The 20508-nt window shown below is 69.4% G+C and carries 21 protein-coding genes and 1 pseudogene; 11 read left to right on the top strand and 11 right to left on the bottom strand.

What is annotated here, in order from left to right; translation table 11 throughout:
* The 3 genes from G6N37_RS14140 to G6N37_RS14130 all read right to left on the bottom strand — a co-directional run bounded on the left by G6N37_RS14140 (window position 1) and on the right by G6N37_RS14130 (window position 2056).
* The gene (locus G6N37_RS14140) at window positions 1-825 is read right to left on the bottom strand and encodes a hypothetical protein (RefSeq protein WP_163681382.1); all 825 of its coding nucleotides are present in this window, start codon (window positions 823-825) and stop codon (window positions 1-3) included.
* Window positions 822-1430 (bottom strand): TetR family transcriptional regulator, encoded by a 609-nt coding sequence (locus G6N37_RS14135; RefSeq protein ID WP_163681380.1) that lies wholly within the window; start codon window positions 1428-1430, stop codon window positions 822-824. The genes G6N37_RS14140 and G6N37_RS14135 overlap by 4 nt, the downstream gene beginning before the upstream one ends.
* Window positions 1431-1510: 80 nt before the next feature.
* On the bottom strand, window positions 1511-2056 hold the full coding sequence (locus G6N37_RS14130; protein WP_163681377.1) for a TetR/AcrR family transcriptional regulator: 546 nt from the start codon (window positions 2054-2056) through the stop codon (window positions 1511-1513).
* 188 nt (window positions 2057-2244) lie between these two features.
* On the opposite strand from G6N37_RS14130, the gene G6N37_RS14125 reads away from it, so the two are divergent.
* The 3 genes from G6N37_RS14125 to G6N37_RS14115 all read left to right on the top strand — a co-directional run bounded on the left by G6N37_RS14125 (window position 2245) and on the right by G6N37_RS14115 (window position 5029).
* Window positions 2245-3465: a cytochrome P450 gene (locus tag G6N37_RS14125; RefSeq protein WP_163681376.1), complete on the top strand. Its 1221-nt coding sequence runs from the start codon at window positions 2245-2247 to the stop codon at window positions 3463-3465.
* A gap of 84 nt (window positions 3466-3549) precedes the next feature.
* Window positions 3550-4692, top strand: coding sequence for a peptidase M42 (locus G6N37_RS14120; RefSeq protein WP_163681374.1), 1143 nt, complete (start codon window positions 3550-3552; stop codon window positions 4690-4692).
* Between the two features lie 85 nt (window positions 4693-4777).
* Window positions 4778-5029, top strand: a complete 252-nt coding sequence (locus tag G6N37_RS14115; RefSeq protein WP_163681372.1) for a hypothetical protein — start codon at window positions 4778-4780, stop codon at window positions 5027-5029.
* A 13-nt stretch (window positions 5030-5042) separates the two neighbouring features.
* On the opposite strand, the gene G6N37_RS14110 is transcribed toward G6N37_RS14115, so the two are convergent.
* Window positions 5043-5783, bottom strand: coding sequence for a class I SAM-dependent methyltransferase (locus tag G6N37_RS14110; RefSeq protein WP_163681370.1), 741 nt, complete (start codon window positions 5781-5783; stop codon window positions 5043-5045).
* 208 nt (window positions 5784-5991) lie between these two features.
* Between G6N37_RS14110 and G6N37_RS14105 the strand changes: the two genes are divergently transcribed.
* Genes G6N37_RS14105 through G6N37_RS14095 form a run of 3 tightly spaced genes read left to right on the top strand, consistent with a single transcriptional unit; the run spans window position 5992 to window position 8184 of the window.
* Window positions 5992-7011 carry a GHMP family kinase ATP-binding protein gene (locus G6N37_RS14105; RefSeq protein WP_163681368.1) on the top strand — a complete coding sequence of 340 codons (1020 nt, stop codon included), beginning with the start codon at window positions 5992-5994 and terminating at the stop codon, window positions 7009-7011.
* Entirely contained in the window at window positions 6999-7616 is a 618-nt protein-coding gene (locus tag G6N37_RS14100; RefSeq protein ID WP_174813831.1) for a D-sedoheptulose-7-phosphate isomerase, read from the top strand. The genes G6N37_RS14105 and G6N37_RS14100 overlap by 13 nt, the downstream gene beginning before the upstream one ends.
* 13 nt (window positions 7617-7629) lie before the next feature.
* Window positions 7630-8184, top strand: coding sequence for a D-glycero-alpha-D-manno-heptose-1,7-bisphosphate 7-phosphatase (locus G6N37_RS14095; protein WP_163681366.1), 555 nt, complete (start codon window positions 7630-7632; stop codon window positions 8182-8184).
* Here G6N37_RS14095 and G6N37_RS14090 read toward each other — a convergent pair.
* Window positions 8150-8977, bottom strand: coding sequence for a WecB/TagA/CpsF family glycosyltransferase (locus G6N37_RS14090; RefSeq protein WP_232074982.1), 828 nt, complete (start codon window positions 8975-8977; stop codon window positions 8150-8152). The genes G6N37_RS14095 and G6N37_RS14090 overlap by 35 nt on opposite strands.
* Window positions 8978-9232: 255 nt before the next feature.
* Between G6N37_RS14090 and G6N37_RS14085 the strand changes: the two genes are divergently transcribed.
* Genes G6N37_RS14085 through G6N37_RS14075 form a run of 3 tightly spaced genes read left to right on the top strand, consistent with a single transcriptional unit; the run spans window position 9233 to window position 11584 of the window.
* Entirely contained in the window at window positions 9233-10183 is a 951-nt protein-coding gene (locus G6N37_RS14085; RefSeq protein ID WP_163685050.1) for a GNAT family N-acetyltransferase, read from the top strand.
* Between the two features lie 26 nt (window positions 10184-10209).
* Window positions 10210-10902 (top strand): DUF5642 family protein, encoded by a 693-nt coding sequence (locus G6N37_RS14080; RefSeq protein WP_163681364.1) that lies wholly within the window; start codon window positions 10210-10212, stop codon window positions 10900-10902.
* A 28-nt stretch (window positions 10903-10930) separates the two neighbouring features.
* Window positions 10931-11584, top strand: a complete 654-nt coding sequence (locus G6N37_RS14075; RefSeq protein ID WP_163681362.1) for a DUF5642 family protein — start codon at window positions 10931-10933, stop codon at window positions 11582-11584.
* Window positions 11585-11616: 32 nt separating this feature from the next.
* Here the strand turns inward: G6N37_RS14075 and G6N37_RS14070 are convergent.
* Window positions 11617-12212, bottom strand: a pseudogene (locus G6N37_RS14070) (alpha-ketoglutarate-dependent dioxygenase AlkB).
* A gap of 70 nt (window positions 12213-12282) precedes the next feature.
* On the opposite strand from G6N37_RS14070, the gene arcA reads away from it, so the two are divergent.
* Window positions 12283-13497 carry an arginine deiminase gene (arcA, locus tag G6N37_RS14065; protein ID WP_163681360.1) on the top strand — a complete coding sequence of 405 codons (1215 nt, stop codon included), beginning with the start codon at window positions 12283-12285 and terminating at the stop codon, window positions 13495-13497.
* Window positions 13498-13545: 48 nt separating this feature from the next.
* Here arcA and G6N37_RS14060 read toward each other — a convergent pair whose 3' ends face one another.
* Together G6N37_RS14060 and G6N37_RS14055 are read right to left on the bottom strand one after the other, a co-directional pair.
* Window positions 13546-14394, bottom strand: coding sequence for a hypothetical protein (locus tag G6N37_RS14060; protein ID WP_167527383.1), 849 nt, complete (start codon window positions 14392-14394; stop codon window positions 13546-13548).
* A gap of 154 nt (window positions 14395-14548) precedes the next feature.
* Window positions 14549-16117 carry a dolichyl-phosphate-mannose--protein mannosyltransferase gene (locus tag G6N37_RS14055; RefSeq protein ID WP_163681358.1) on the bottom strand — a complete coding sequence of 523 codons (1569 nt, stop codon included), beginning with the start codon at window positions 16115-16117 and terminating at the stop codon, window positions 14549-14551.
* 25 nt (window positions 16118-16142) lie between these two features.
* Here G6N37_RS14055 and rsmI point away from each other — a divergent pair, with 25 nt between their 5' ends.
* Window positions 16143-16979, top strand: coding sequence for a 16S rRNA (cytidine(1402)-2'-O)-methyltransferase (gene rsmI, locus G6N37_RS14050; protein WP_163681356.1), 837 nt, complete (start codon window positions 16143-16145; stop codon window positions 16977-16979).
* A 3-nt stretch (window positions 16980-16982) separates the two neighbouring features.
* Here the strand turns inward: rsmI and G6N37_RS14045 are convergent, their stop codons facing one another.
* The 3 genes from G6N37_RS14045 to G6N37_RS14035 are packed head-to-tail and all read right to left on the bottom strand — an operon-like array spanning window position 16983 to window position 20357.
* Window positions 16983-18236 (bottom strand): aminodeoxychorismate synthase component I, encoded by a 1254-nt coding sequence (locus G6N37_RS14045; RefSeq protein WP_163681353.1) that lies wholly within the window; start codon window positions 18234-18236, stop codon window positions 16983-16985.
* Between the two features lie 28 nt (window positions 18237-18264).
* On the bottom strand, window positions 18265-19176 hold the full coding sequence (locus tag G6N37_RS14040) for an RNA polymerase sigma-70 factor (protein ID WP_163681351.1): 912 nt from the start codon (window positions 19174-19176) through the stop codon (window positions 18265-18267).
* The gene (locus tag G6N37_RS14035) at window positions 19173-20357 is read right to left on the bottom strand and encodes an NAD(P)/FAD-dependent oxidoreductase (RefSeq protein WP_163681349.1); all 1185 of its coding nucleotides are present in this window, start codon (window positions 20355-20357) and stop codon (window positions 19173-19175) included. The genes G6N37_RS14040 and G6N37_RS14035 overlap by 4 nt, the downstream gene beginning before the upstream one ends.
* Window positions 20358-20508: the final 151 nt, after the last annotated feature.

Genomic DNA, 20508 nt, shown 5'->3' with positions numbered 1-20508 from the left:
TCACGGGTGGGTGACGAGATACGTTTCGTTGTCCAGCTCGGCGGTGAGCTCATCGATGTTGAAGGGTCGGCCGAGTCGCGCGTGCAATGCCTTCGGGTCGATCAGGAGGCTGATCTCGGCGGTCTGACGGGCGAACATTCGTCCGATGAGTGGATAGATCCGGCGCATGATCGCGCGCTCGCCGGCGGTGCAACGAGATGCGCAGTAACCCACGTGTCCGATCTCGTCGGTCAGGATTTCGCTGTACAGCAGTTCAATTCGCTCCGCGACGTCCGGTTCGTCGCTGAACAGCTTGATGCCGACGCGGCGTAGTTCGTCGAACATGATGCAGCCCGCCATCTCCGCGGCTCCGACGAAGACAAAGCTCAGCCGTTCGGGAAGGAACACGCCGGTCTTGACGAACTGCCGCATCACGAATGGTGGGGGGACGACCTGGAATGTCAAGCCAAAGATGTCGAGCGCGTAGGCCAATAGCCGGGTGTGGTAGTGCTCTTCCAGCTCGAGGTAGACGTTCTCGGGCGGCAGATTCTGATCGCTGTTGCGCCCGTAGGTTTCGCCGAGCCCCACGCCGAACCGTTCAGCCTGATTCAGCTTGGCCGTGGCCAGCAGGAACAGCATCTTGCTGTCCAGCCCGGCTTCCGGTCGCCGGCGGCGCAGGTTGCGAAGGAATGTCTCTTGATCGATCGGGCGGGCCGACCGGACGGGATTCGCTTCGAGTTCGTCGAAGAACCGCTCGCGATTCGCCAATCGCCTGTTGAGCAGGTCGGCTTCGCCGTCACGCCGGGCCAGGAAATCCCGGTACCCCTCGATGCTCGTGTTGTTCATCGCTTCTCCATCCCCTTGACGATCGTTGTCACGTAACGACTTAACAGCGCGGCATCGTGTGTCCCGGTGGCCAGGAGCGCGAAGAGCCCGGTGAGAAAAAAGACCCCGAGTTCCGCCGCGTCTACATCCGAGGAGACCTGCCCGGCGGATTGCGCCCGGCCGATCACCCCGACCAAGAACTCCGCGAGCGGGTGTTGCGCCAACTCGTCTTCGACCGGACGAGACGAGGAGAAGTGCAGACCCAGCATGTCGCGGAAAACCGCTTCGCCCAAACGACGTTCGGCATCGAGCACATGAGCGACGAGCTGCGAGAGGACCGACACGAGATCGCCCTGGGCGTCGCCGAGTTGGCTGATGATCCGAGTCTCCTCGTTGCGCTCCAACTCGACGAGAACATGCTCCTTGGTCGGGAAGTGGAAATAGAACGTTCCCCGCACCACGCCCGCGGCCGCGGCGATGGCACTCACGTCGGCCGCGGCCACGCCGCGCTGCCCGATTTCGGCCAACGCGGCGTCGAATAGCCGGGCCCGGGTTTCGAGTCGCCGGGTCTCTCGAACGCCCCCGACCGTCGCCTGGGCCGCGGAGGGAGTGCGAAGCGACCGCATGGAGGCACCGTACCCTTGCTCGTTGACGATCGTCAATGACGGTCGTCAACAAGATGGCACGCCGGACGGCCTCGATTCATCTATTGGGTGAAGCCGGGAGCCAGGAATCGTTGCAACACCGTTCGTTCGACGCGGCTGTTCGCGAGCGGCCAGTAGGCCAGGGATAACACCACGCGCACGATCCACTGTGCCGCCTCGGGGTCGTCGGCGATTCCGGTGAGTTCCGCCGCAAGGTGACTGAGCACCGGCGAGGAATGCAACTCGCCCAAATCTGGGGAACTACCCGGGCCGAGCATCAGTCGCCGGAGCGGATCGGACCTGATCTGTTCGAGCGCGACGGTGACGGCGGTGATGACGCGCTCGGGGCCGGTCAGCCCGTCCACGGCACGCCGGACCGTTTCGATGATCCCCGCTGACAGGCGGATCAGCACCGCGTCCCGGATCTGGGCTTTGCCACCTGCGTAGCGGTAGATGGTGGCTCTCGAGCAGTGGATCCGCGCCGCCAGCGCGTCGATGTCGAAGGCGTCCAGCCCTTCGCGGACTACGAGTTCGGTCGCGGCGGCGTAGATGCGATCGGCCGCCGCTGCCCGGCGGTCGCCACCGACGACCCAGTCGTCGCGAACCACGGGCCTCACCCCCTTGAGTCGCTGAACAAATATCTTCTCAGTTCTGAGACAAAGTTCGCGGCACATTGCAGTATTGGGGCAGGTGAGTCGCCCCCGCTGAGACGTTGCCGTCGCGACGCGACGGTCCGGGATCGCAACTTCGGGGCAGTCCATTGACGCTGCGCGCCTTCGCCGTTCAGCGTTGAGACATGACATCGGACGCTGGCGGCCTCGGCTTGGCGCTATTCGATGACGAGTTCATCCAGAACCCGCATCCGCTCTACAAACGGATGCACGAGGCCGGCCCCGTCCACCGCATCGGCGATTCGGGCTTCTACGCCGTGAGCAGTTGGGAAGCGGTCAACGAGGCTGTGACGCGCTGTTCCGACTTCTCGTCGAACCTCACCGCGACCATGATGTATCAGCCCGGTGGCGCCGTCACCGCCTTCCACATCGGCGAACTCGGCGGACCGACCCAGGTGTTGGCGACCGCCGACGAGCCGGCGCATTCCGCGCATCGGAAGGCGCTGTTGCCACAGCTTGCGGCCAAGCGCATCCGCGCGTTTCAGCCCTTCATCGCCGACACCGCCGCCGGCATCTGGAACGCCCGCGCGCGAGGCGGAGGCATCGAGTGGATGAGCGCGATGGCCAACAGGCTGCCGATGATGATCGTCGGGAAGATCATCGGTGTTCCCGACGCCGACATCGACAAGCTCATCCGGTGGGGTTACTCCGCGACCCAGGTCGTCGAAGGGTTGGTCACCCAGGACCAGATGGATGCGGCCGGCGTCGCAGTGATGGAACTCGGCGGCTACATCACCGAACAGTTCCAGCGCGCTGCAGGCGACCGACAAGACAATCTATTGGGTGACCTCGCCGCCGCGTGTGCCTCCGGCGAGCTTGACGATTTGGCGGCGCTCGCGATGATGATCACCCTGTTCAGTGCGGGCGGTGAATCGACGGCATCCCTGATCGGTTCTGCCGCTTGGGTTTTGGCGACGCGCGGGGATATCCAGCGGCACGTGCGCGATCAGCCGGATCTGCTCGGGCCGTTTCTGGAAGAGGTGCTGCGCTACGAACCGCCCTTCCGGGGGCACTACCGGCACGTCGTCAACGACACCGAACTGTGCGGCGTCGAGTTGCCGGCGGGTTCGCGGCTGCTTCTGTTGTGGGGAGCGGCCAATCGCGACCCCTCGCATTTCGACAATCCCGCGGAATTTCGCCTCGACCGCCCGGCGGCCAAGGGCCATATCAGCTTCGGCAAGGGAATCCACTTCTGCGTCGGGGCGGCCCTCGCACGATTGGAGGCAACCATCGTGCTGGGCCAACTCCTCGAGCGGACCTCACACGTCACGGCCGCCGAGGTGGGGAAGTGGCTGCCCAGTCTCTTGGTGCGGCGCCTGGAACGACTGGAGCTCGCATACGCGTAGGCGGCGCGCCGAGCGTGCCCGCGATTGCCCGTCACACGTGCGGGGTACTGATCCTTTCGACGAGCCACAAAACGAAAGGACCGCATGGCGACGCGCGAGGACGACGCGACCGATTGCCTGCTGCAGGAGCTCCTCTGGGCCTACGGGCCCTGCGGCCAGGAAGCCGACGTCCGCGCGGTGTGTGCCCGCGAACTGCAACCCCTCGTCGATGACATGTGGACCGACGACGCCGGCAACCTCATCGGGTACATCGCCGCCGAGTCCCCTGCCGGTCACGGGCACGGGCACCGGCACCGGGTGTCCTCGGCTGCCGAGCCCGGCGTCGCGACGCGGGTCATGGCGCACCTGGACGAGCTGTCCATGCTCGTGAAACGGGTGGAGCCGGACGGCACGCTGCACCTCACGCAGCTGGGCACGATGTATCCCGGCAACTTCGGCCTCGGGCCGGTCGCCGTGCTCGGCGAACGCGAAACACTGACCGCGGTGCTCACCCTCGGCTCCGAACACACCACCCAGGAGAGCCAGCGGATCTGGCAGACCAAGCCAGACCAGGGCGACCGCGCGCTGGACTGGGACCACGTCTACGTCTTCACCGGTCGCAGCCCCGATGACCTCGAGGCCGCGGGGGTGCGCCCCGGCACCCGGGTCTGCGTCGACCGCAGCAAGCGGACGCTGGTCGAGGTCGGCGACTACCTGGGTTGCTACTTCCTCGACGACCGCGCCGCGGTGACCGCCCTGTTGCGCGCCGCGCGCCTGTTGCGCGAGCGCCGCCAACGGCCCGTCGACGACGCCTATTTCGTGTTCACCACCAACGAGGAGATCGGCGGGGTGGGGGGCACCTACGCCAGCGGGTCGCTGCCGGGGACCCTCACCCTCGCCCTCGAGGTCGGCCCCACCGAGCGCGAGTACGGCACCAGCGTCAGCGGCGGGCCCATCGTCGGCTACAGCGACGCGCTGTGCGTCTACGACAAAGACGTCGCCGACCGGTTGATGGGCATCGCCACCGAACTCGGCCTGTCGCCACAGGCGGCCGTGCTGGGCGCCTTCGAATCCGACGCGTCGCACTCGAAGGCCAACGGGCTGACGCCGCGCGCGGGCCTATTGTGCGTGCCCACGCTGAGCACTCACGGTTTCGAAGTCATGCCGCGCCGCGCCATCGACGACATGGCGTCGATCATCGTCGAATTCGTGCGGCGGCCCGGTGCGCATGCGCGCGGGGAAGATTAATACGGTCCCAAAATTTGCCTGAACATTGCCTAAGAGGCGCGTGGCGGCGCCGGGCGCGTCGGAATACCGGCCCTACGGTCGACGGATGAACGTTGACTACTACCTGCAGAAGGTGCCGGTCGAGTCGGTGCGGCCAGGCTTCTCGCTCGCCGTCGGTGAACGCGGCGACTATCGCCTGTTCCGGGTGGAGTGCACGCAGATGACGCAGCGCAGCGGTCAGCCGGTGATGTTCACGCTGACGTCCGAGGCCGTGGACGGCGGCGCCCCCTGGGTCCTGGAGTGCGAGGCGGGCACGCCGGTCGTCCGCGTCCTCGCCGTGTGCAAGGCGGCTTCCTAAGGTCTGCCGACCGTCAGCCGGGCTTTGCTGCGGCGACGAACTGCAGCGCGCGCTGCGCCTGCTGATCGACGCCGACCAGCCCGGCCGACGAGAACAGGTCGACGAAGGCGTGCCGGTCGAACATGGTGAGCCCGATGACGCGGGCGCCGGCGGTCATCGCGTGCCGGATTCCCGGCAGGTCCGGGACATAGCTGGTGAGGACCGCGATGCGCCCCCCGGGCGCGAGCACCCGCACCATTTCGTGTGCCACCCGGAACGGCTCGGGCATCAGGTACAGGGCGCCGAAGCAACAGACCGCGTCGAAGGTCGCGTCGGCGAAGGGCAACGCGCGGGCGTCGCCGCGGACGTAGCAGGTCCGCGGCGTGCTGTTGTCCAGGACGGCCCGCACCAGCATCGGCTCGGAGATGTCGAAACCGACCGCGAGTCCGCCATCCGATAGCTGTCCTGCCAGCGAGCCGGTGAAATTGCCTGGGCCGCAGGCGACGTCGAGCAATCGCGCCGCGGTGGACAGCCGCAGCGCCGATGCCGCCCGCCGTTGCTCGGCGCCGGTGGTGACGCCGCTGGCCGCGTAGAACGAAGCCGGGCGCCACAACCGCTCGTAGACCGTCGCGACCAGGGGGCTGTTCATGGCGCGCTGCGCGACCGTCGGGGCCGGAGAGCTCGTCGATTCGCCCAACACGTCGAGGAAACCATGCCGCAGCGCGGCCGGCTCGGTGAGCAGACCGCGGGTCAATTCGACTGCATCCTGGCTCATTTCGTCGCTTTCGTTCGGGCGTGGACGCGGTGGGACAATCCGCAGGTGAATCCCCATTTTTCTGCCGATCCGGCTGCTACGCTAGGGCTCTTCGCGAGAGGCGATGCAGTGGGGTCTCACGCAGGCAACAGATGGGGTGAGGACGTGGCGCACAATCCGCCGACGACCGCGGGACGCGCGTCGGCCTGCTGAGCGGATTACGTCGACAGTGAATCCCCGGCCCCGAATCCGCGCGCGTGCGCCGCTGCGGATTTCGTTCGCGGGGGGCGGCACCGACGTACCGCCGTTCCCGACCACCGAGGGCGGGTGCGTCCTGTCCGCGACCATCGACCGCTACGCGCACGGATCGCTCACCCCGCGCACCGATCGCATGGTCACCATCGAGTCGGTGGACTTCAAGACCACCACCGAGATGAGGCTCGACAGCGAGATCCTCTACGACGGCAGCCTGGACCTGATCAAGGCCGCCGTGCGCCGGTTCGGCAGGGAGGGCACCGACGGCTACGACCTGGTGCTGCGTTCGAGCGCTCCGCCGGGCTCGGGGCTGGGCTCGTCGTCGACGATGATGGTGGCGCTCACCGGCCTGCTCGCCGAGCACTACGGCGTGCCGATGGGCGAGTACGAGACCGCCCAGCTGGCCTGTGCCATCGAGCGCGAGGATCTGGGCATCACCGGCGGCATGCAGGACCTGTACGCGGCGACGTTCGGGGGATTCAACTTCATCGAGTTCACCGACCGCGTGATCGTCAACCCGCTGCGCATCCGCGACGAGACCGCCTTCGAGCTCGAACTGAGCCTCCTGCTGTGTTTTACGGGCATCACGCGGGACTCCGCCCGAGTGATCGAGGACCAGACGCGGCGGGCCACCACCGGCGCGGACGACACCCTGGCCGGACTTCGGGCGCAGAAGGAGCTGGCGGTGGCCATGAAGGCCGCACTCCTGACGAACAAGCTGAACGATTTCGGCACCCTGCTGGGCGAGGCCTGGACGCAGAAGAAGCGCATGTCGCCCTACATCACCAACGAGCGCATCGACGAGCTCTACGACCTCGCCCTGCGCAACGGCGCACTGGGCGGCAAGATCACCGGCGCGGGCGGTGGCGGTTACATCCTGTTGTACTGCGACTTCGCGAAGAAGCACCGCCTCATCGAAAGCCTCGAGTCGGCCGGCGCCACCATCACCGAATTCGCGTTCGAGAGCAAAGGATTGACCACATGGCAGGCATGAGCGCCTCGGATGTCGTCACGCCAAGCGTCGAACTGGTCCAGGCTCGACTGGCGGAGACGATCGCCGTCAAGCAGCAGATGCTCTCGGGCGTCATCGCCGCGCAGACCGTCGAGATCGCCCGACTGATGATCGAGTCGCTGCGTTCCGGCGGGAAGGTGATCTTCTTCGGCAACGGCGGATCCGCGCAGGACGCGGGGCACCTGGCCGCGGAGCTGATGGGCCGCTTCGCTTTCGACCGCCCGGGTCTCGCCGCGCTCAGCCTGCCGGACGCCACGGCGGCGATGACGGCGATCGGTAACGACTACTCCTACGACGAGGTCTTCGTCCGCCAAGTGCTCGCCGCGGGCCGCGCGGGCGACGTCGTGGTCGGCCTGACCACGTCGGGGAACTCACCGAACGTCGTCCGCGCGCTGGAGGCTGCCGGCGACGCCGGCATGACGACGGTCGCGCTCACCGGTGCGCGCGGCGGGAAAGTGGCCGGCGTCGCCAAGTTCTGCATCAGGGTCCCGAGCGACAACACCGGCCGGGTCCAGGAGGCGTGCCTGCACCTGGGCCATTCGATCTGCGAGATGGTCGAAGCGGCGCTGTTTCCCCGGCCCTGCTGACAACGCCCCGAGCATGGCCGATTTGCGGAATGTCCGCACCGTCTTCCTGGACCGGGACGGGACCATCAACGTCAAGGCCGACGATGGGGAGTACATCCGGTCGCCCGAGGACTTGATCTTGCTGCCGGGCGCGGCGCGGGCGGTGGCCGCCTTGAACGCCGCCGGCCTGCGCACCGTCCTGGTGACCAATCAACGCTGGTTGTCCGAACCGGCCGGGGACGCGGCGCGTTTCGACGCCGTCCAGCACCGCCTGGAGCGGCTCCTGGCCGACGAGGGCGCCCGCCTCGACGCCGCCTACCACTGCCCGCACGCGGCGGCCAGCTGCGAATGTCGCAAGCCCGGCGCGGGCATGTTGACGCGGGCGGCGCGCGAGCATGGTTTTGAGCTGGCCGAGTCGGTGATGATCGGGGACAGCGAGACCGACATGGAGGCGGGCCGAGCGGCCGGCACGGCGACCGTCCTGCTCCGCGGCGGCGACGGTGAGGCGGTCGGCGCCGACGCGGTGGTCGACGATCTGGCCGCCGCCGTGCGACTCATCTTGAGCGCCAAGGACTCTCGCTCCGCCTGAACCGTTGCGCCGCCGAGCGAATCACCAGCGCCAGCGCAAACGGTAGATCGTCCCGAAGGTACCTGCGGGCGAGGCGCCGCGGCTCGAGCGCCAGCCGGTGCACCCACTCCAGCCCCAGCCGCTGCAGCGCGGGCGATGCCCGGCGGACGACCCCGGCGGTCATCGCGATGCCGCCGCCGCAGGCGAGAAACCAGGCGGTGGGCAGCTCCTGGCGCAGCAGCTCGATCAGGCGCTCCTGCCTGGGGAAGCCCAATCCCACGAACACCAGATCGGGCGCGGCCGCCGCAACGGCGGCGACCGCGCGGCGCGCCCCTTCCGCTGTCTTGTCGAAGCCGAATTCCGGCGAACACAAGCCGGCGACGCGCAGGCCGTTCGATCGCGCCAGCAGCGAAGCGGCCGCCCGCTCCGGTACCCCCTCGGCGCCGCCGAGGAGGTACACCGACTTCCCGGCGGCGGCCGCCGCGGCGCTCAACGGAAAGATCAACGACGAGCCGGCGACGCGCTCCGGCAACCTGTCACCCTTTGCCCGCGCCGCCCACACCAACGGCATCCCATCCGCCACGACGAGGGACGCCCGGGCGATCAGGTCGGCGAGTTCGGGGTCGCGAGCGGCCGCCCGGGCCACATCCACGTTCACCGGCACGATCGAGCCACCCCGGCCGGTGGCCCACGCCGCGCGCACGACGTCGACGACCTGTTGTTCGGTCAGGGCATCGAACCGCAGACCGCCCACCTGGACTTTGCGCGGGCCCGCGCCGGTCAATCCCGGCGAACTTCGGTGGGCGCGGCTCACTCGCTCATCATGCCCCGGGGCATCGCCGACCGATACGGCCGACGCGCACTCCTTGCCGCGGCCGGAACCCAGCCCATAACCTGGGCAACATCCGACCGCGGCCGGGAGTGTCGGGCCTGGCGCGGTAGACGACGGCACCTCAGGCGGGCAGGTCATGGCACAGCGGCGGTCACCGCGACGCGCAGACCCACGCGGTGTGAGCGGCGGGCTATCGCGGTGGCCTTGACCGGCGCGCGGGCGGACGAGCTGGCGACGATGGACATCTTCGAGGGATGTCCCACCGCCGATCTCGCGCCGTTGGCCGCCTCGCTGCAACCGCTGCGCGCCGCGGCCGGCCAGGTGCTGATGCAGCAGGGCGAGGAGGCCGTCTCCTTCCTGCTCATCTCGTCGGGCGTCGTCGAGATCACCCACGTCGGCGAGGACGGCGTGGTCATCGTCGAGCACGCGTTCCCGGGCATGCTCATCGGAGAGATCGCCCTGCTGCGGCACATCCCGCGGACCGCGACGGTCACCACCGCGGGACCGCTGACCGGTTGGATCGGCGACAACGACGCCTTCGTCCGCATGGTCCACATACCCGGGGTCATGGACCGGCTGCTGCGCACGGTGCGCCAGCGTCTGGCCGCGTTCATCACACCGATCCCGATCCGCGTGCGCGATGGCACGCATCTGATGCTGCGACCGGTGCTGCCCGGCGACACCGAGCGGACCGTGCATGGACACATCCAATTCTCCAGCGAGACGCTGTACCGGCGGTTTATGACGCCGCGCCTGCCCACCCCGGAGCTGATGCACTACCTCTCGGAGGTCGACTACGTCGACCACTTCGTCTGGGTGGTGATCGACGGCGGGGACCCGGTGGCCGACGCGCGCTTCGTGCGCGACGAAGGCGATCGCAGCGTCGCCGAGGTCGCGTTCACCGTCGCCGACGCCTACCAGGGGCGGGGGATCGGCACCTTCCTGATCAACGCGCTGTCCATCGCCGCGCGGGTGGCCGGGGTCGAAAAGTTCTCCGCGCGAATGCTTTCCGACAACCTGCCGATGCGCACCATCATGGACCACCACGGGGCGATCTGGCAGCGCGAAGACGTCGGCGTCATCACCACGATCATCGAGGTGCCCCACCGCCGCGACCATGGCTTTCGGCGCGAGGTGGCCGCCCAGATCGAGCACGTGGCCCGCCAGATGATCGAGGTGGTCGGCTGAGCCCGCGCGTTGTGCTACGAACGGGCATGCGGCCGTTCCGGTTTGGCCAGGTGACGACGCCGGCGCTCGCGTTGCTGGTGGCCGCGTGCGCCCACCCGTCGGCGCCCGCACCGCCGCCGGCCGCCACGAAGGCCCCACCGCCCGCGGCGGTCAACCCGGCCAACATCAAGCGGGTGGTTCGCGAGCTGCCGGCCGGTTACGAGGCGACCACGGGCATCCCGAGCGGAGCGTCCCCGCAAGTGATCTGGAGCCTCGGGCCCGACGCGTCGGACAACACGGTGAGGCCGCCGCAATGCGCGGCGCTCGCCGACCCCGGCAACGGGCATGACCAGTCGGCGCAGGGCGTGTCCGGGTCGGGCAGCGGCGGCATCGTCGACGCCGTGGTGGTGGCTTTGCCGGGGCCGGTGGACCGGCCCGACGACGTCGTCGCCGCATGTGGCCGGTGGACCATGACCGCCGGACGCGCCACCGCGAGCGTGCACCTCATCGACGCCCCGCGCATCGATGGCGTCCCGACCCTGGGCATGGTGGCCGACGTCAAGTCGTCGGTCGAGTCCGGCACCGAGATAGATTCGCGCACATACACGTTCATCGCGTACCTGGGCAACTTCTATGCGTTCACGACGCTGACCACCGATCCGGGTTCGGTGGTGGCGGCACTGCCACCGCAATTCGCCGCCGATCTGCTCGTCAAAACGGTGTCCACGTTGCGCAGCTGACGCATCGGCCTTGGGTAGATTAGCCACGATGTTCAAGGTGGCGTTCGCGGTCGCGGCGGTGGGGGTGCTCGCCGGATGCTCGTCAGGGCCGGCCAGCTCGGCGAAGGTGGACATCAAGAAGGTCTCCGACGTGAAGTCGAGCTTCGGGCCGGACTTCAAGGTCACCGACATCGGTGAGCGGGGGATCGATCCCAAGGTGCTGTCGGGCCGCAAGCTTCCCGAGGGGCTCACGTTCGACCCCGCCAATTGTGCGAGAGCGGCGACCGGGCCCGAAATGCCACCGGACCTGCAGGGCAATATGGCGGCCGTCTCGGCCGAGGGCAAGGGCAACCGATTCGTGGTCATCGCCGTGGAAACCTCAAAAGCCTTGCCGTTCAACGACCCCGGTAAGGACTGCGCCAAGGTCGCGTTTACCGGCCCGCAGTTGCGGGGTGGCATCGAGGTCGTCGACGCGCCGCAGATCGACGGAACCCGCACGCTGGGGGTGCATCGCGTCCTGCAGGCGCTGGGCCCCGGCGGACCGCGCACCGGCGAGCTCTACGACTATTCGGCCCAATTCGGCGATTACCAGGTGATCGTCACCGCCAATCCGCTGGTGATCCCGGGGCAGCCGGTCGCGCCGGTCGATACGCAACGCGCCCGCGACTTGCTCGTCGGAGCGGTGAAGTCGGTCCGCGGCTAGGGCCGCTTGCGGGCAGCGTGGCGCAGTCGGGTCTAGCGGACGCCGCGCGGCCGGAACTGGATGCTGATGCGCGGGCCCACCGGCGCCGCCGTCTTGGGCACGGCGTGCTCCCAGGTGCGCTGGCACGACCCGCCCATCACCAGCAGGTCCCCGTGCGCCTGCGGCAGCCGCAACGACGGGCCGCCGCCGCGCCGCCGCATGGCGAATGTGCGGGTGGCGCCGAGGCTGATGATCGCCACCATGGTGTCCTCAGAGCTGCTGCGCCGATGGTGTCGCCGTGCCAGGCGACGCTGTCCGACCCGTCGCGGTAGCAGCACAACCCGACCGTGGTGAAGGGTTCGCCGAGCTCGCCCGCGTAGATGTCGTTGAGCCGGCGCCGCAGTCGGGCCAGCAGCGGATGCGGCGGATCGTCGACCGTCAGGTCGTGAAAGCTGACCAGGCGCGGCACGTCGACCACCCGGTCGTACATCTGCCGGCGTTCCTCCCGCCAGGGCACTGCCGACAGCATCCCGTCGAGCAGGTCGTCGGCATCGGTGAGCCAGCCCGCGCGGATCTCGATGAAGGCGCCGTCACCGAGTTCTCTGCGCTCGATGTGTTCGAACAGGGAGCCCTGTACCGCGATCTCCACGACACCGAGTCTATCGCACATCCGTTCGATGACAGGGGGACCGGCCGGGCGAGCGGCTACCGTTTTCCCTGTGGGCGTGGTTGAGCTGGGCACCAATTCCGAGGTGGGCGCGCTGCGGGTAGTGATCCTGCACCGGCCCGGCGGCGAGCTGCGGCGCCTCAACCCGCGCAACATGGATCAGTTGCTCTTCGACGGGCTGCCCTGGGTCGCCCGCGCGCAAGACGAACACGACCAGTTCGCCGCGGTGCTGCGCTCGCGCGGTGTCGAGGTGCTGCTGCTGTCGGACCTGCTGGCCGAGGCGCTGACCCACAGCGGGGCCGCGCGCATGCAGGGTGTCGCGGCCGCCGTCGACGCGCGCCGATTGGGAGTGCCGTTGGCGCAAGCGCTTTCGGCCTACCTGCGGGGTCTGGATGCGGGCAGGCTGGCGCAGGTGCTGATGGTCGGCATGACGTTCAACGAATTGCCGTCGGACATCCGGACCGACGTTTCGCTGGTGCTGCGCATGCACCAGGGGGCGGACTTCGTCATCGCGCCCCTGCCCAACCTGGTGTTCACCCGTGATTCGTCGATATGGATCGGCCCGCGGGTGGTGATCCCCACGCTGGCGCTGCGCGCCCGCGTGCGCGAGGCGTCGTTGACCGACCTCGTCTATGCCCATCACCCGCGGTTCACCGGGGTGCGGCGCGCCTACGAGTCGCGCACCGCTCCGGTCGAGGGCGGCGACGTGCTGCTGCTCGCCCCCGGTGTGGTCGCGGTCGGGGTGGGCGAGCGCACCACACCCGCGGGTGCGGAAGCGTTGGCCCGCAGCCTTTTCGACGACGACCTCGCGCACAAGGTGCTCGCGGTGCCGATCGCGCAGCGGCGCGCGCAAATGCACCTGGACACGGTGTGCACGATGGTCGACACCGACACCGTGGTGATGTACGCCAACGTCGTCGACACGCTCTCGGCTTTCACCATCGAGCGGACACCGGACGGTGTGGCCATCAGCGACGAGACGCCATTCCTGGAGGCCGCCGCCAAGGCGATGGAGATCGACCGGCTGCGTGTCATCGATACGGGGTTGGACCCCGTTGTCGCCGAACGGGAGCAGTGGGACGACGGCAACAACACCCTGGCGTTGGCGCCCGGTGTCGTCGTCGCCTACGAGCGCAACGCGCAGACCAACGCGCGGCTGCAGGACGCCGGCATCGAGGTGCTGACCATCGCCGGGTCCGAGCTGGGCACCGGCCGCGGCGGCCCCCGCTGCATGTCCTGTCCCGTCGCCCGCGATCCGTTGCGTTAGGCGCCGAGATTGCCGCCATGGCCGTGGTTGGTGCGCGAACCACAACCCTCACGGCAATCTCGGCGACGAACGGCGGGCCAGCGCCTCGCGGGCCCGCTGAACGATCACGGTCGGGCGGTCCTCGTTGATGACCCTGATCATGGTCCAGCCCAAGCTGCCCACCATCTCGGCTCGGCGGATGTCTTTCACGTATTGGCCGCGATCGGTGCGGTGCTGTTCGCCGTCATACTCCATCGCCACCATCGGCTCTTCCCACCCCATATCCAGGTAGGCCACCATCCGCCCGTCGGTGACTCTTATCTGCGTGGTCGGCCGCGGCAAACCGGCGTCGATCAACACGAGGCGTAACCAGCTTTCCTTTGGCGACTGCGCACCCCCGTCCATCAGGGACAGGGCGGTTCGGCATTGGCGAACGCCCCGGGCTCCCTTGTTGCGGCCAATCAGCGCAGCCACGTCGGCGGAGGTAAGGCCGGTTGCGGCCGCCAGCGCATCAAGGTGGGTCACGGCGAGACTGCGCGGCAAATGGCGGCCCAGATCGAACGCCGTACGCGTCGGGTTGGTGACTGGTAGCCCGTCGAGGTTGACGACATCCTCCGCGCTGATGCTTTCGCGCCGGACGATGATGCCGGGTGGTGGATGGTTGAAAGGCCCGATGATCTCGATGGGCGCAAAGTCGTCGACCCATTTCGCTCCGTGCAACGCGGCGGCGGCCCGTCCGGCGATGGTTGCCCGCCGGCCCGACCATAGCCACGCCGCCCGGATATTGTCGCGAAGCGACCTGGGAGCGTTTTTCGGTAGGTACACGTCGCGATGGATTCGCCGGTAGCGCCAACGCAATTGGCCGCGCGTCAGCGAACCGCCCGCAATCGCATCGCTCCCGATAAATGCCCCCGCCACGCGCACATCATGGACGGCACCACCGATATCGCGTCCACATTGCCGCCATGGTTGTGGACAGTGCGGGTTTTACAGCCATAGCGGCAATCTCGGCGGCGAACGGGAAGGCGGCGAACGGGAAGGCGGCGAACGGGAAGGCGGCGACCGGGAAGGCCTAGCGCCAGCTGGGCAGCCAGATCTCCATGTCCCATGTCTGCTGCGAAATCGGCAGCCCCGTGAGCACCGGGAACAGCCAGGCGAAGTTGGTCACCACCAACGCGACATAGCAACACACGGCGATCAGCCCCAGCGTGCGTCGTTCCGAACTCAGGCCCCGGGCGCGGCCCGGCGGGTACAGGATGTCCCCACAGATCAGGGCAATCCCCATCACCAGGAACGGCGCCATCGTCGCCGCGTAGAAGAAGTACATCTGCCGGTCGATGTCGGCGAACCAGGGCAGCCACCCGGCGCAATAGCCGGTCAGCACCACCGCGTATCGCCAGTCGCGGCGAACGAACGTACGCCAGCACGCGTAGATCAGGACCGGCACCGCCAGCCACCACATGGCCGGGGTGCCCACCAGCATCTCCGCCTTGACGCACGACTGCGCACCGCACCCGGAGACGTTCTGCTGATCGATCGCATACAGCACCGGCCGCAGCGACATCGGCCAGCTCCACGGCTTGGATTCCCACGGATGGTAGTTGCCGGCGGCGTTGGTCAGGCTCTTATGGAAATCGAAAGCCTTGACGGTGTAGTGCCATAACGAGCGGATGGCATCGGGGAGCGGGACCACCGAACGGGGGCCGATCGACTGGCCCACCTCGTGCCGATCGATCGCCGTCTCGGATGCGAACCACGGCGCGTAGCTGGCCAGGTACACCGCGAACGGGATGAGCGCGAGCGCGTACGCGGTGGGGATCAGATCCCGCCGCAAGACCCCGAGCCACGGCCGGGTCACCTGGTACTGGCGCCGCGCCGCGACGTCGAACGCCAACGACATCGCACCGAAGAACAACACGAAATACACCCCGGACCACTTTGTCCCGCAGGCCAATCCGAGCAGGACACCCGCCGCGAAGCGCCACCAGCGCACCCCCAGCCGCGGACCCCACACCGTCTCGCCGGTGCGCCCCTCAAGCAGCGCGACGTGCATGCGCCGGCGCACCTGATCCCGGTCGACGATGAGCGCGCCGAACGCCGCGATCACGAAGAAGGTGAGGATGCCGTCGAGCAGCGCGGTCCGGGCGGTGACGAAGCTGACCCCGTCGCAGATCACCAGCACGCCGGCGATGGCGCCCACCAGCGTCGAGCGGCTGATCCGCCGGACGATCCGCATGACCAGCACCACCAGCACCACGCCGAGTAGGGCGCCGGTGAACCGCCAGCCCACGCCGTTGTACCCGAAGATCGCCTCACCGATCGCGATCAGCTGCTTGCCGACCGGCGGATGGACCACCAGGCCGAACCCGGGGTTGTCCTCCACCCCGTGGTTGTGCAGCGCCTGCCAGGCCTGCGGCGCGTAATGCTTCTCGTCGAAGATGGGCGTGCCGGCATCGGTCGGCGAACCCAGGTTGAGGAACCGGGTGATCGCCGCCAGCACGGCGATCACGCCCGTGACGACCCAGCCGCGAACCTCGTCGGTCGGCCCGAAATCGGCCACCGGAACCATCGGTCCCGGGCTGACGACGGGCACGACACGCTCCTGGCCGGCGACCGGGGTTTCGCGGGGCGGGGCGGACATCGGTGTCGATCGTAGGCTGTCCGTCATGACCACCGGCCGCCTGTTGCTGGGCGCGACCCCGCTGGGCCAGCCGTCGGACGCCTCGCCCCGCCTGATCGACGCCCTCGCCCACGCCGACGTGGTGGCGGCCGAGGACACCCGGCGGGTACGAACGCTGGCGAAAGCCCTCGACGTCACGATCACCGGCCGGGTGGTCAGCCTGTTCGACCGGGTCGAGGCGGCCCGGGTGGAGCCCCTGATCGCCGCCGTGAAGGCCGGCGCGACGGTGCTGGTGGTCAGCGATGCCGGGATGCCCCTGGTCAGCGACCCCGGTTTCCGGCTGGTGGCGGCGTGCGTGGACGCCGACCTCCCGCTGACGTGTCTGCCCGGCCCCTCGGCGGTGATGACCGCGCTCGCGCTGTCCGGTTTGCCGGCGGAGAAGTTCTGCTTCGAGGGTTTCGCCCCGCGCAAGAAGGCCGCGCGGCGGACCTGGCTGGACTCGCTCGCCGACGAGCGGCGCACCTGTGTGTTCTTCGAATCGCCGCGGCGGCTGGCCGCGTGTCTGCGCGACGCCGTCGAGCAGCTCGGCGGCGGCCGCCGCGCGGCGATCTGCCGGGAACTGACCAAGGTGCACGAGGAGGTGCTGCGCGGGTCGCTCGACGAGCTGGCGGCGTGGGCGGACGACGGGGTGCTCGGCGAGATCACCGTGGTGCTGGCCGGCGCCACCCCGCGGGCCGACCTGCCGTCGCTGGTCGGGCAGGTCGAGGAGTTGGTCGCCGGCGGCGCGCGCGTCAAGGACGCCTGCGGCGAGGTGGCCGCCGCGCATCCGGGGGTGCGCTCGCGTCAGCTCTACGACGCGGTCCTGCGGTCTCGCCGCGGGTGAGGGTCAGCGCGCCGAAAACGCGGCCGCGATCCGCGGCTGCCCGACGATGGGCGAGGCCTTGTGCAGGCATTCGGCCCATTCGGCGTCGGGGTCGGAGTCGGCGGTGATCCCTCCGCCGACACCGAGCACGGCGCCGCCCGCGCCGTCGAACTCGACCGTGCGGATGGCCACGTTCAGTTCGCAACCCGCCGCTGGCGAAGCCAAACCTATTGTCCCGCAATATATTCCGCGACGCCGAGGCTCCCACTGCGAGAGTAGTTGGCGGGCGCGGTGTTTGGGTGTGCCGGTGACCGAGGCGGGCGGGAAGGCGGCGTCGAGCAGGGCGGACGTCGGCAGTTCCACCGGAACCCGCGCCGTCACCGTGGACACCAGGTGCCACACGCCCGGGGCGCGCCGCACCACCAATAACTCGGGCACGGTCACGGTGCCCACAACGGCCACCCGGCCGAGGTCGTTGCGCACCAGGTCCACGATCATGATGTTCTCGGCCACCTCTTTGGCCGACGCCCGCAGCGCCGACGGCCACGCGTCGAGGGGCAGGGTGCCCTTGATCGGGCTGGAGGTCACCAGCGTCCCGCGGCGCCGCAGGAAGAGCTCCGGGGACAGCGACGCCACCGCACCCCACGGCCCGGCGACGTAGGCCGCCCGCGCCGGGGAGGTCCGGGCGATGCCGTCGGCGAAGAAGTCCAGCGGGGCGCCACCGGCCGTCCCGGTGAATTGCGTGCACACGCACGCCTGGTAGACCTCGCCGGCGCGGATGGCCTCCAGGCAGTTCAGCACGCCGTCGCGGTGGGCCGCCCGGTCGGCCGGCCCCCACGAGATGCGGCAGTCGCGCGCCGACGGCGGGGGTGTCGCCAGCGCGGCGGCCAGCCAGTCCGGCACCGGCGCGCCGGACAGGCTTTCGTACCACCACTGCCCGTCCCGGTCGCGCCGCAGGACGCAGTCGGTCCAGCCGCCGGCGGCCTCGGGAATCCGGTTCGGTTCCCCGTCGGCACCGGGATCGGGATAGGAAAGGTAGCCGATCCAGCCGCCGCCCACCGCCGGGGAGTCGCCGGCCGGCGGTCCGAGCTGGACCGCGAAGGCGGTGTCGGCGTCGACCGGCTGCACCGCCACGCTGGGCGCGATGACCGCCAGCGCGCCGAACCAGTCGCCGGTCAGCGCGGCCGGCGGCGGCAGACCGAGTCGGGAGGTGGCGTCGCCGACGGCGCGCAGCACCGCGGGTGCGGCCCCAAGGTCGCCGAGCCGGTCGATACGCACCGCCCTAGCTTGACAGAACGGCGGTCGCCTAGCCGCGGCTGACGTCACGGGCGGTCGCCAGGGCCGCCAGCTTGTCCGGGTTGCGCGTCACGTAGAAGTTGGTGATCTTGTCGTCGGCGATCTCCAGCGTGATCACCCCTTCGAGGTGATCGGCGAGATAGAGCAGCACGGCCGGGGCGCTGTTGCAGGTCACCATCTCGATGCGGAACTCCGCGAGCTCGCTCGCCTTGCGGATCAGGCCGACGATCGCCCGGGCCACCCGGTCGGCGCCCACCACCGGCCGTCGCGCCGCGGACACCTTGCCGCCGCTGTCGGCCGTCCAGGTGGCGTCGGGGGCGAGCATCGTCATCAGCGTCTGCACGTCACCGCTGGCGGCCGTCTCCAGGAACTGGGCGGTGAGCCGCGCGTTGCGCTGCGGGTCCGTCGCGTCGAACCTCTTCCGCCGCGCCCGTACGTGTTCGCGCGCCCGGTGCGCCACCTGCCGCACCGTCGGCGCCGGTTTGCCAACCGCGTCGGCGATCTCGCCGTAGTCGAAGCCGAACACCTCGCGCAGCACGAACACCGCCCGCTCGTCGGGGCTCAACGTCTCCAGCAGGACCAACATCGCCATCGAAATCGATTCCGCCAGAACCACATCCGTTGCGGGGTCCTGCTCGTCGAGCAGCAGCGGCTCGGGCAGCCACGGCCCCACGTAGTCCTCGCGCCGCCGCGCGCCGGCGCGCAGCGCGTTGAGCGCCTGGCGGGTCACCAGCTGGGCCAGGTAGGACTTGGTGTCGCGCACCGTGGACAGGTCGACCGCCGCCCACCGCAGATAGCTGTCCTGCAGCACATCGTCGGCCTCGGTGGCCGAGCCGAGCATCTCGTAGGCGATGGTGAACAGCAGCGGCCGCAGCACGGTGAACCGTTCGGCGTGCTCCCCGCCGGCGGGCGCGCGCGTCATCGCAGCGCGATCTCGGCGGGCGCCTGCGCGGGCCGCTTGCCGCCCTTGAGCCAGCGGTACGAGCCGGGCTTGGCGGCCTCGCGCCGGATGGCCCACAGCGTGCCCTTGCAGATCGCCTCTTTGATGGACGCGGCCGTCCGGCCACCCAGCGCCATGTTCACCGGTGTGTCGTCGGTGCGCGCCAACTGCACGGTGCCGAAGGTGCGGCCCAGGCTGATGCATTGGCCGACGAACGCCTGGTTGAGCGGGGCGGGGGCGCTCCCGGCGATGCGGCTGAGCACGGTGTTGGCGGCTTGCGCGCCCAGCGGTCCCGCGGCCTGGCAGCTCATCCGCAGGGGCTGGCCCGACGGCGCGGCCGCGTCACCCGCGGCGACGACGTAGGGGTTGTCGATGCTGGTCAGCGTCTCGTCGGTGAGCAGCCGACCGAGCGCGTCCGTGCTCAAACCGCTGCGCGCGGCCAGGTCCGGGACGGCGAATCCCGCCGTCCAGATGGTCGCCGCGCTCGGCAGCACGGCGCCGTCGCGGAGCACCACCGCGTCCCACCGCACCTCCGTCACCGTCGCCGACTCCAGGACGTTGACCCCGAACCCGCGCAGCCGCTTGGCGACGGAACGCCGGCCCCGCTTGCTCAGCGACGGGCCGAGCGCCGCCCCGCACACCAGGGTCACCTGGCGGCCCTGTTCGGCCAGCTCGGACGCCGTTTCGATGCCGGTCAACCCGCCGCCGACGACGGTGACGGGCGCGGTCAGCGGCAGGTCGGCGAGCGCGTAGCGCAGCCGCTGCGCGCTTTCCAGGTCGGCAATCGGGTAGGCGAAGTCCGCGAACCCGGCCACGGTACTCACCGGTGCGGCGCCGGTGCTGCCGACGGCGTAGATCAGGTAGTCGTAGTCGAGCTCGCCGCCGGAGGACAGCAGGACGCGCCGGGCGGGGGCGTCGATGCGGTCGACGGCGTCGACGACCAAGCGGATCCCATCGCCGAGCAACGTCGCGTAGTCGGCCGTCGCCACGCCGGTGTCGGCGACCAATTGGTGCAGGCGGATTCGCTCCACGAAGACGGGGCGGGGATTCACCAGGGTGATGTCGATGTCCGGACGCTGCCGTAGATGGTTCGCGGCCAGGGTCCCGGCGTATCCGCCTCCGACCACGACGACATGAATTTTCTGGGGGGCCACCTCGGTCATTGCTGTCTCCTGTTCTCACGGGCCTGATGCCCTTGAGACACCGCGGGTCGGCCGGGCGTGACAGGCCCGTCCCCATTGTGACGTGTCTCACTGGCGCGGTTTCCCGCCCCGGGCCGCACGGCCTCGGACCCGGGGCGGGGCGGGTCGTGCG

Origin of the sequence: Mycobacterium seoulense (genome assembly GCF_010731595.1) — a bacterium.
In the GTDB taxonomy this organism is placed as follows: Bacteria; Actinomycetota; Actinomycetes; order Mycobacteriales; family Mycobacteriaceae; genus Mycobacterium; species Mycobacterium seoulense.
This window is presented reverse-complemented; position numbering and strand designations above follow the sequence as displayed.

Bases quoted from the DNA above. Each gene is read 5' to 3' on its own strand.
- G6N37_RS14125 (WP_163681376.1), top strand. From the start codon at position 2,245: ATGACATCGGACGCTGGCGGCCTCGGCTTGGCGCTATTCGATGACGAG.
- G6N37_RS14075 (WP_163681362.1), top strand. From the start codon at position 10,931: ATGTTCAAGGTGGCGTTCGCGGTCGCGGCGGTGGGGGTGCTCGCCGGA.
- G6N37_RS14080 (WP_163681364.1), top strand. From the start codon at position 10,210: ATGCGGCCGTTCCGGTTTGGCCAGGTGACGACGCCGGCGCTCGCGTTG.
- G6N37_RS14135 (WP_163681380.1), bottom strand. From the start codon at position 1,430: ATGCGGTCGCTTCGCACTCCCTCCGCGGCCCAGGCGACGGTCGGGGGC.
- G6N37_RS14100 (WP_174813831.1), top strand. From the start codon at position 6,999: ATGGCAGGCATGAGCGCCTCGGATGTCGTCACGCCAAGCGTCGAACTG.
- G6N37_RS14085 (WP_163685050.1), top strand. From the start codon at position 9,233: ATGGACATCTTCGAGGGATGTCCCACCGCCGATCTCGCGCCGTTGGCC.
- G6N37_RS14115 (WP_163681372.1), top strand. From the start codon at position 4,778: ATGAACGTTGACTACTACCTGCAGAAGGTGCCGGTCGAGTCGGTGCGG.
- G6N37_RS14140 (WP_163681382.1), bottom strand. From the start codon at position 825: ATGAACAACACGAGCATCGAGGGGTACCGGGATTTCCTGGCCCGGCGT.
- G6N37_RS14095 (WP_163681366.1), top strand. From the start codon at position 7,630: ATGGCCGATTTGCGGAATGTCCGCACCGTCTTCCTGGACCGGGACGGG.
- G6N37_RS14035 (WP_163681349.1), bottom strand. From the start codon at position 20,357: ATGACCGAGGTGGCCCCCCAGAAAATTCATGTCGTCGTGGTCGGAGGC.
- G6N37_RS14055 (WP_163681358.1), bottom strand. From the start codon at position 16,117: ATGTCCGCCCCGCCCCGCGAAACCCCGGTCGCCGGCCAGGAGCGTGTC.
- G6N37_RS14040 (WP_163681351.1), bottom strand. From the start codon at position 19,176: ATGACGCGCGCGCCCGCCGGCGGGGAGCACGCCGAACGGTTCACCGTG.
- G6N37_RS14120 (WP_163681374.1), top strand. From the start codon at position 3,550: ATGGCGACGCGCGAGGACGACGCGACCGATTGCCTGCTGCAGGAGCTC.
- G6N37_RS14110 (WP_163681370.1), bottom strand. From the start codon at position 5,783: ATGAGCCAGGATGCAGTCGAATTGACCCGCGGTCTGCTCACCGAGCCG.
- rsmI (WP_163681356.1), top strand. From the start codon at position 16,143: ATGACCACCGGCCGCCTGTTGCTGGGCGCGACCCCGCTGGGCCAGCCG.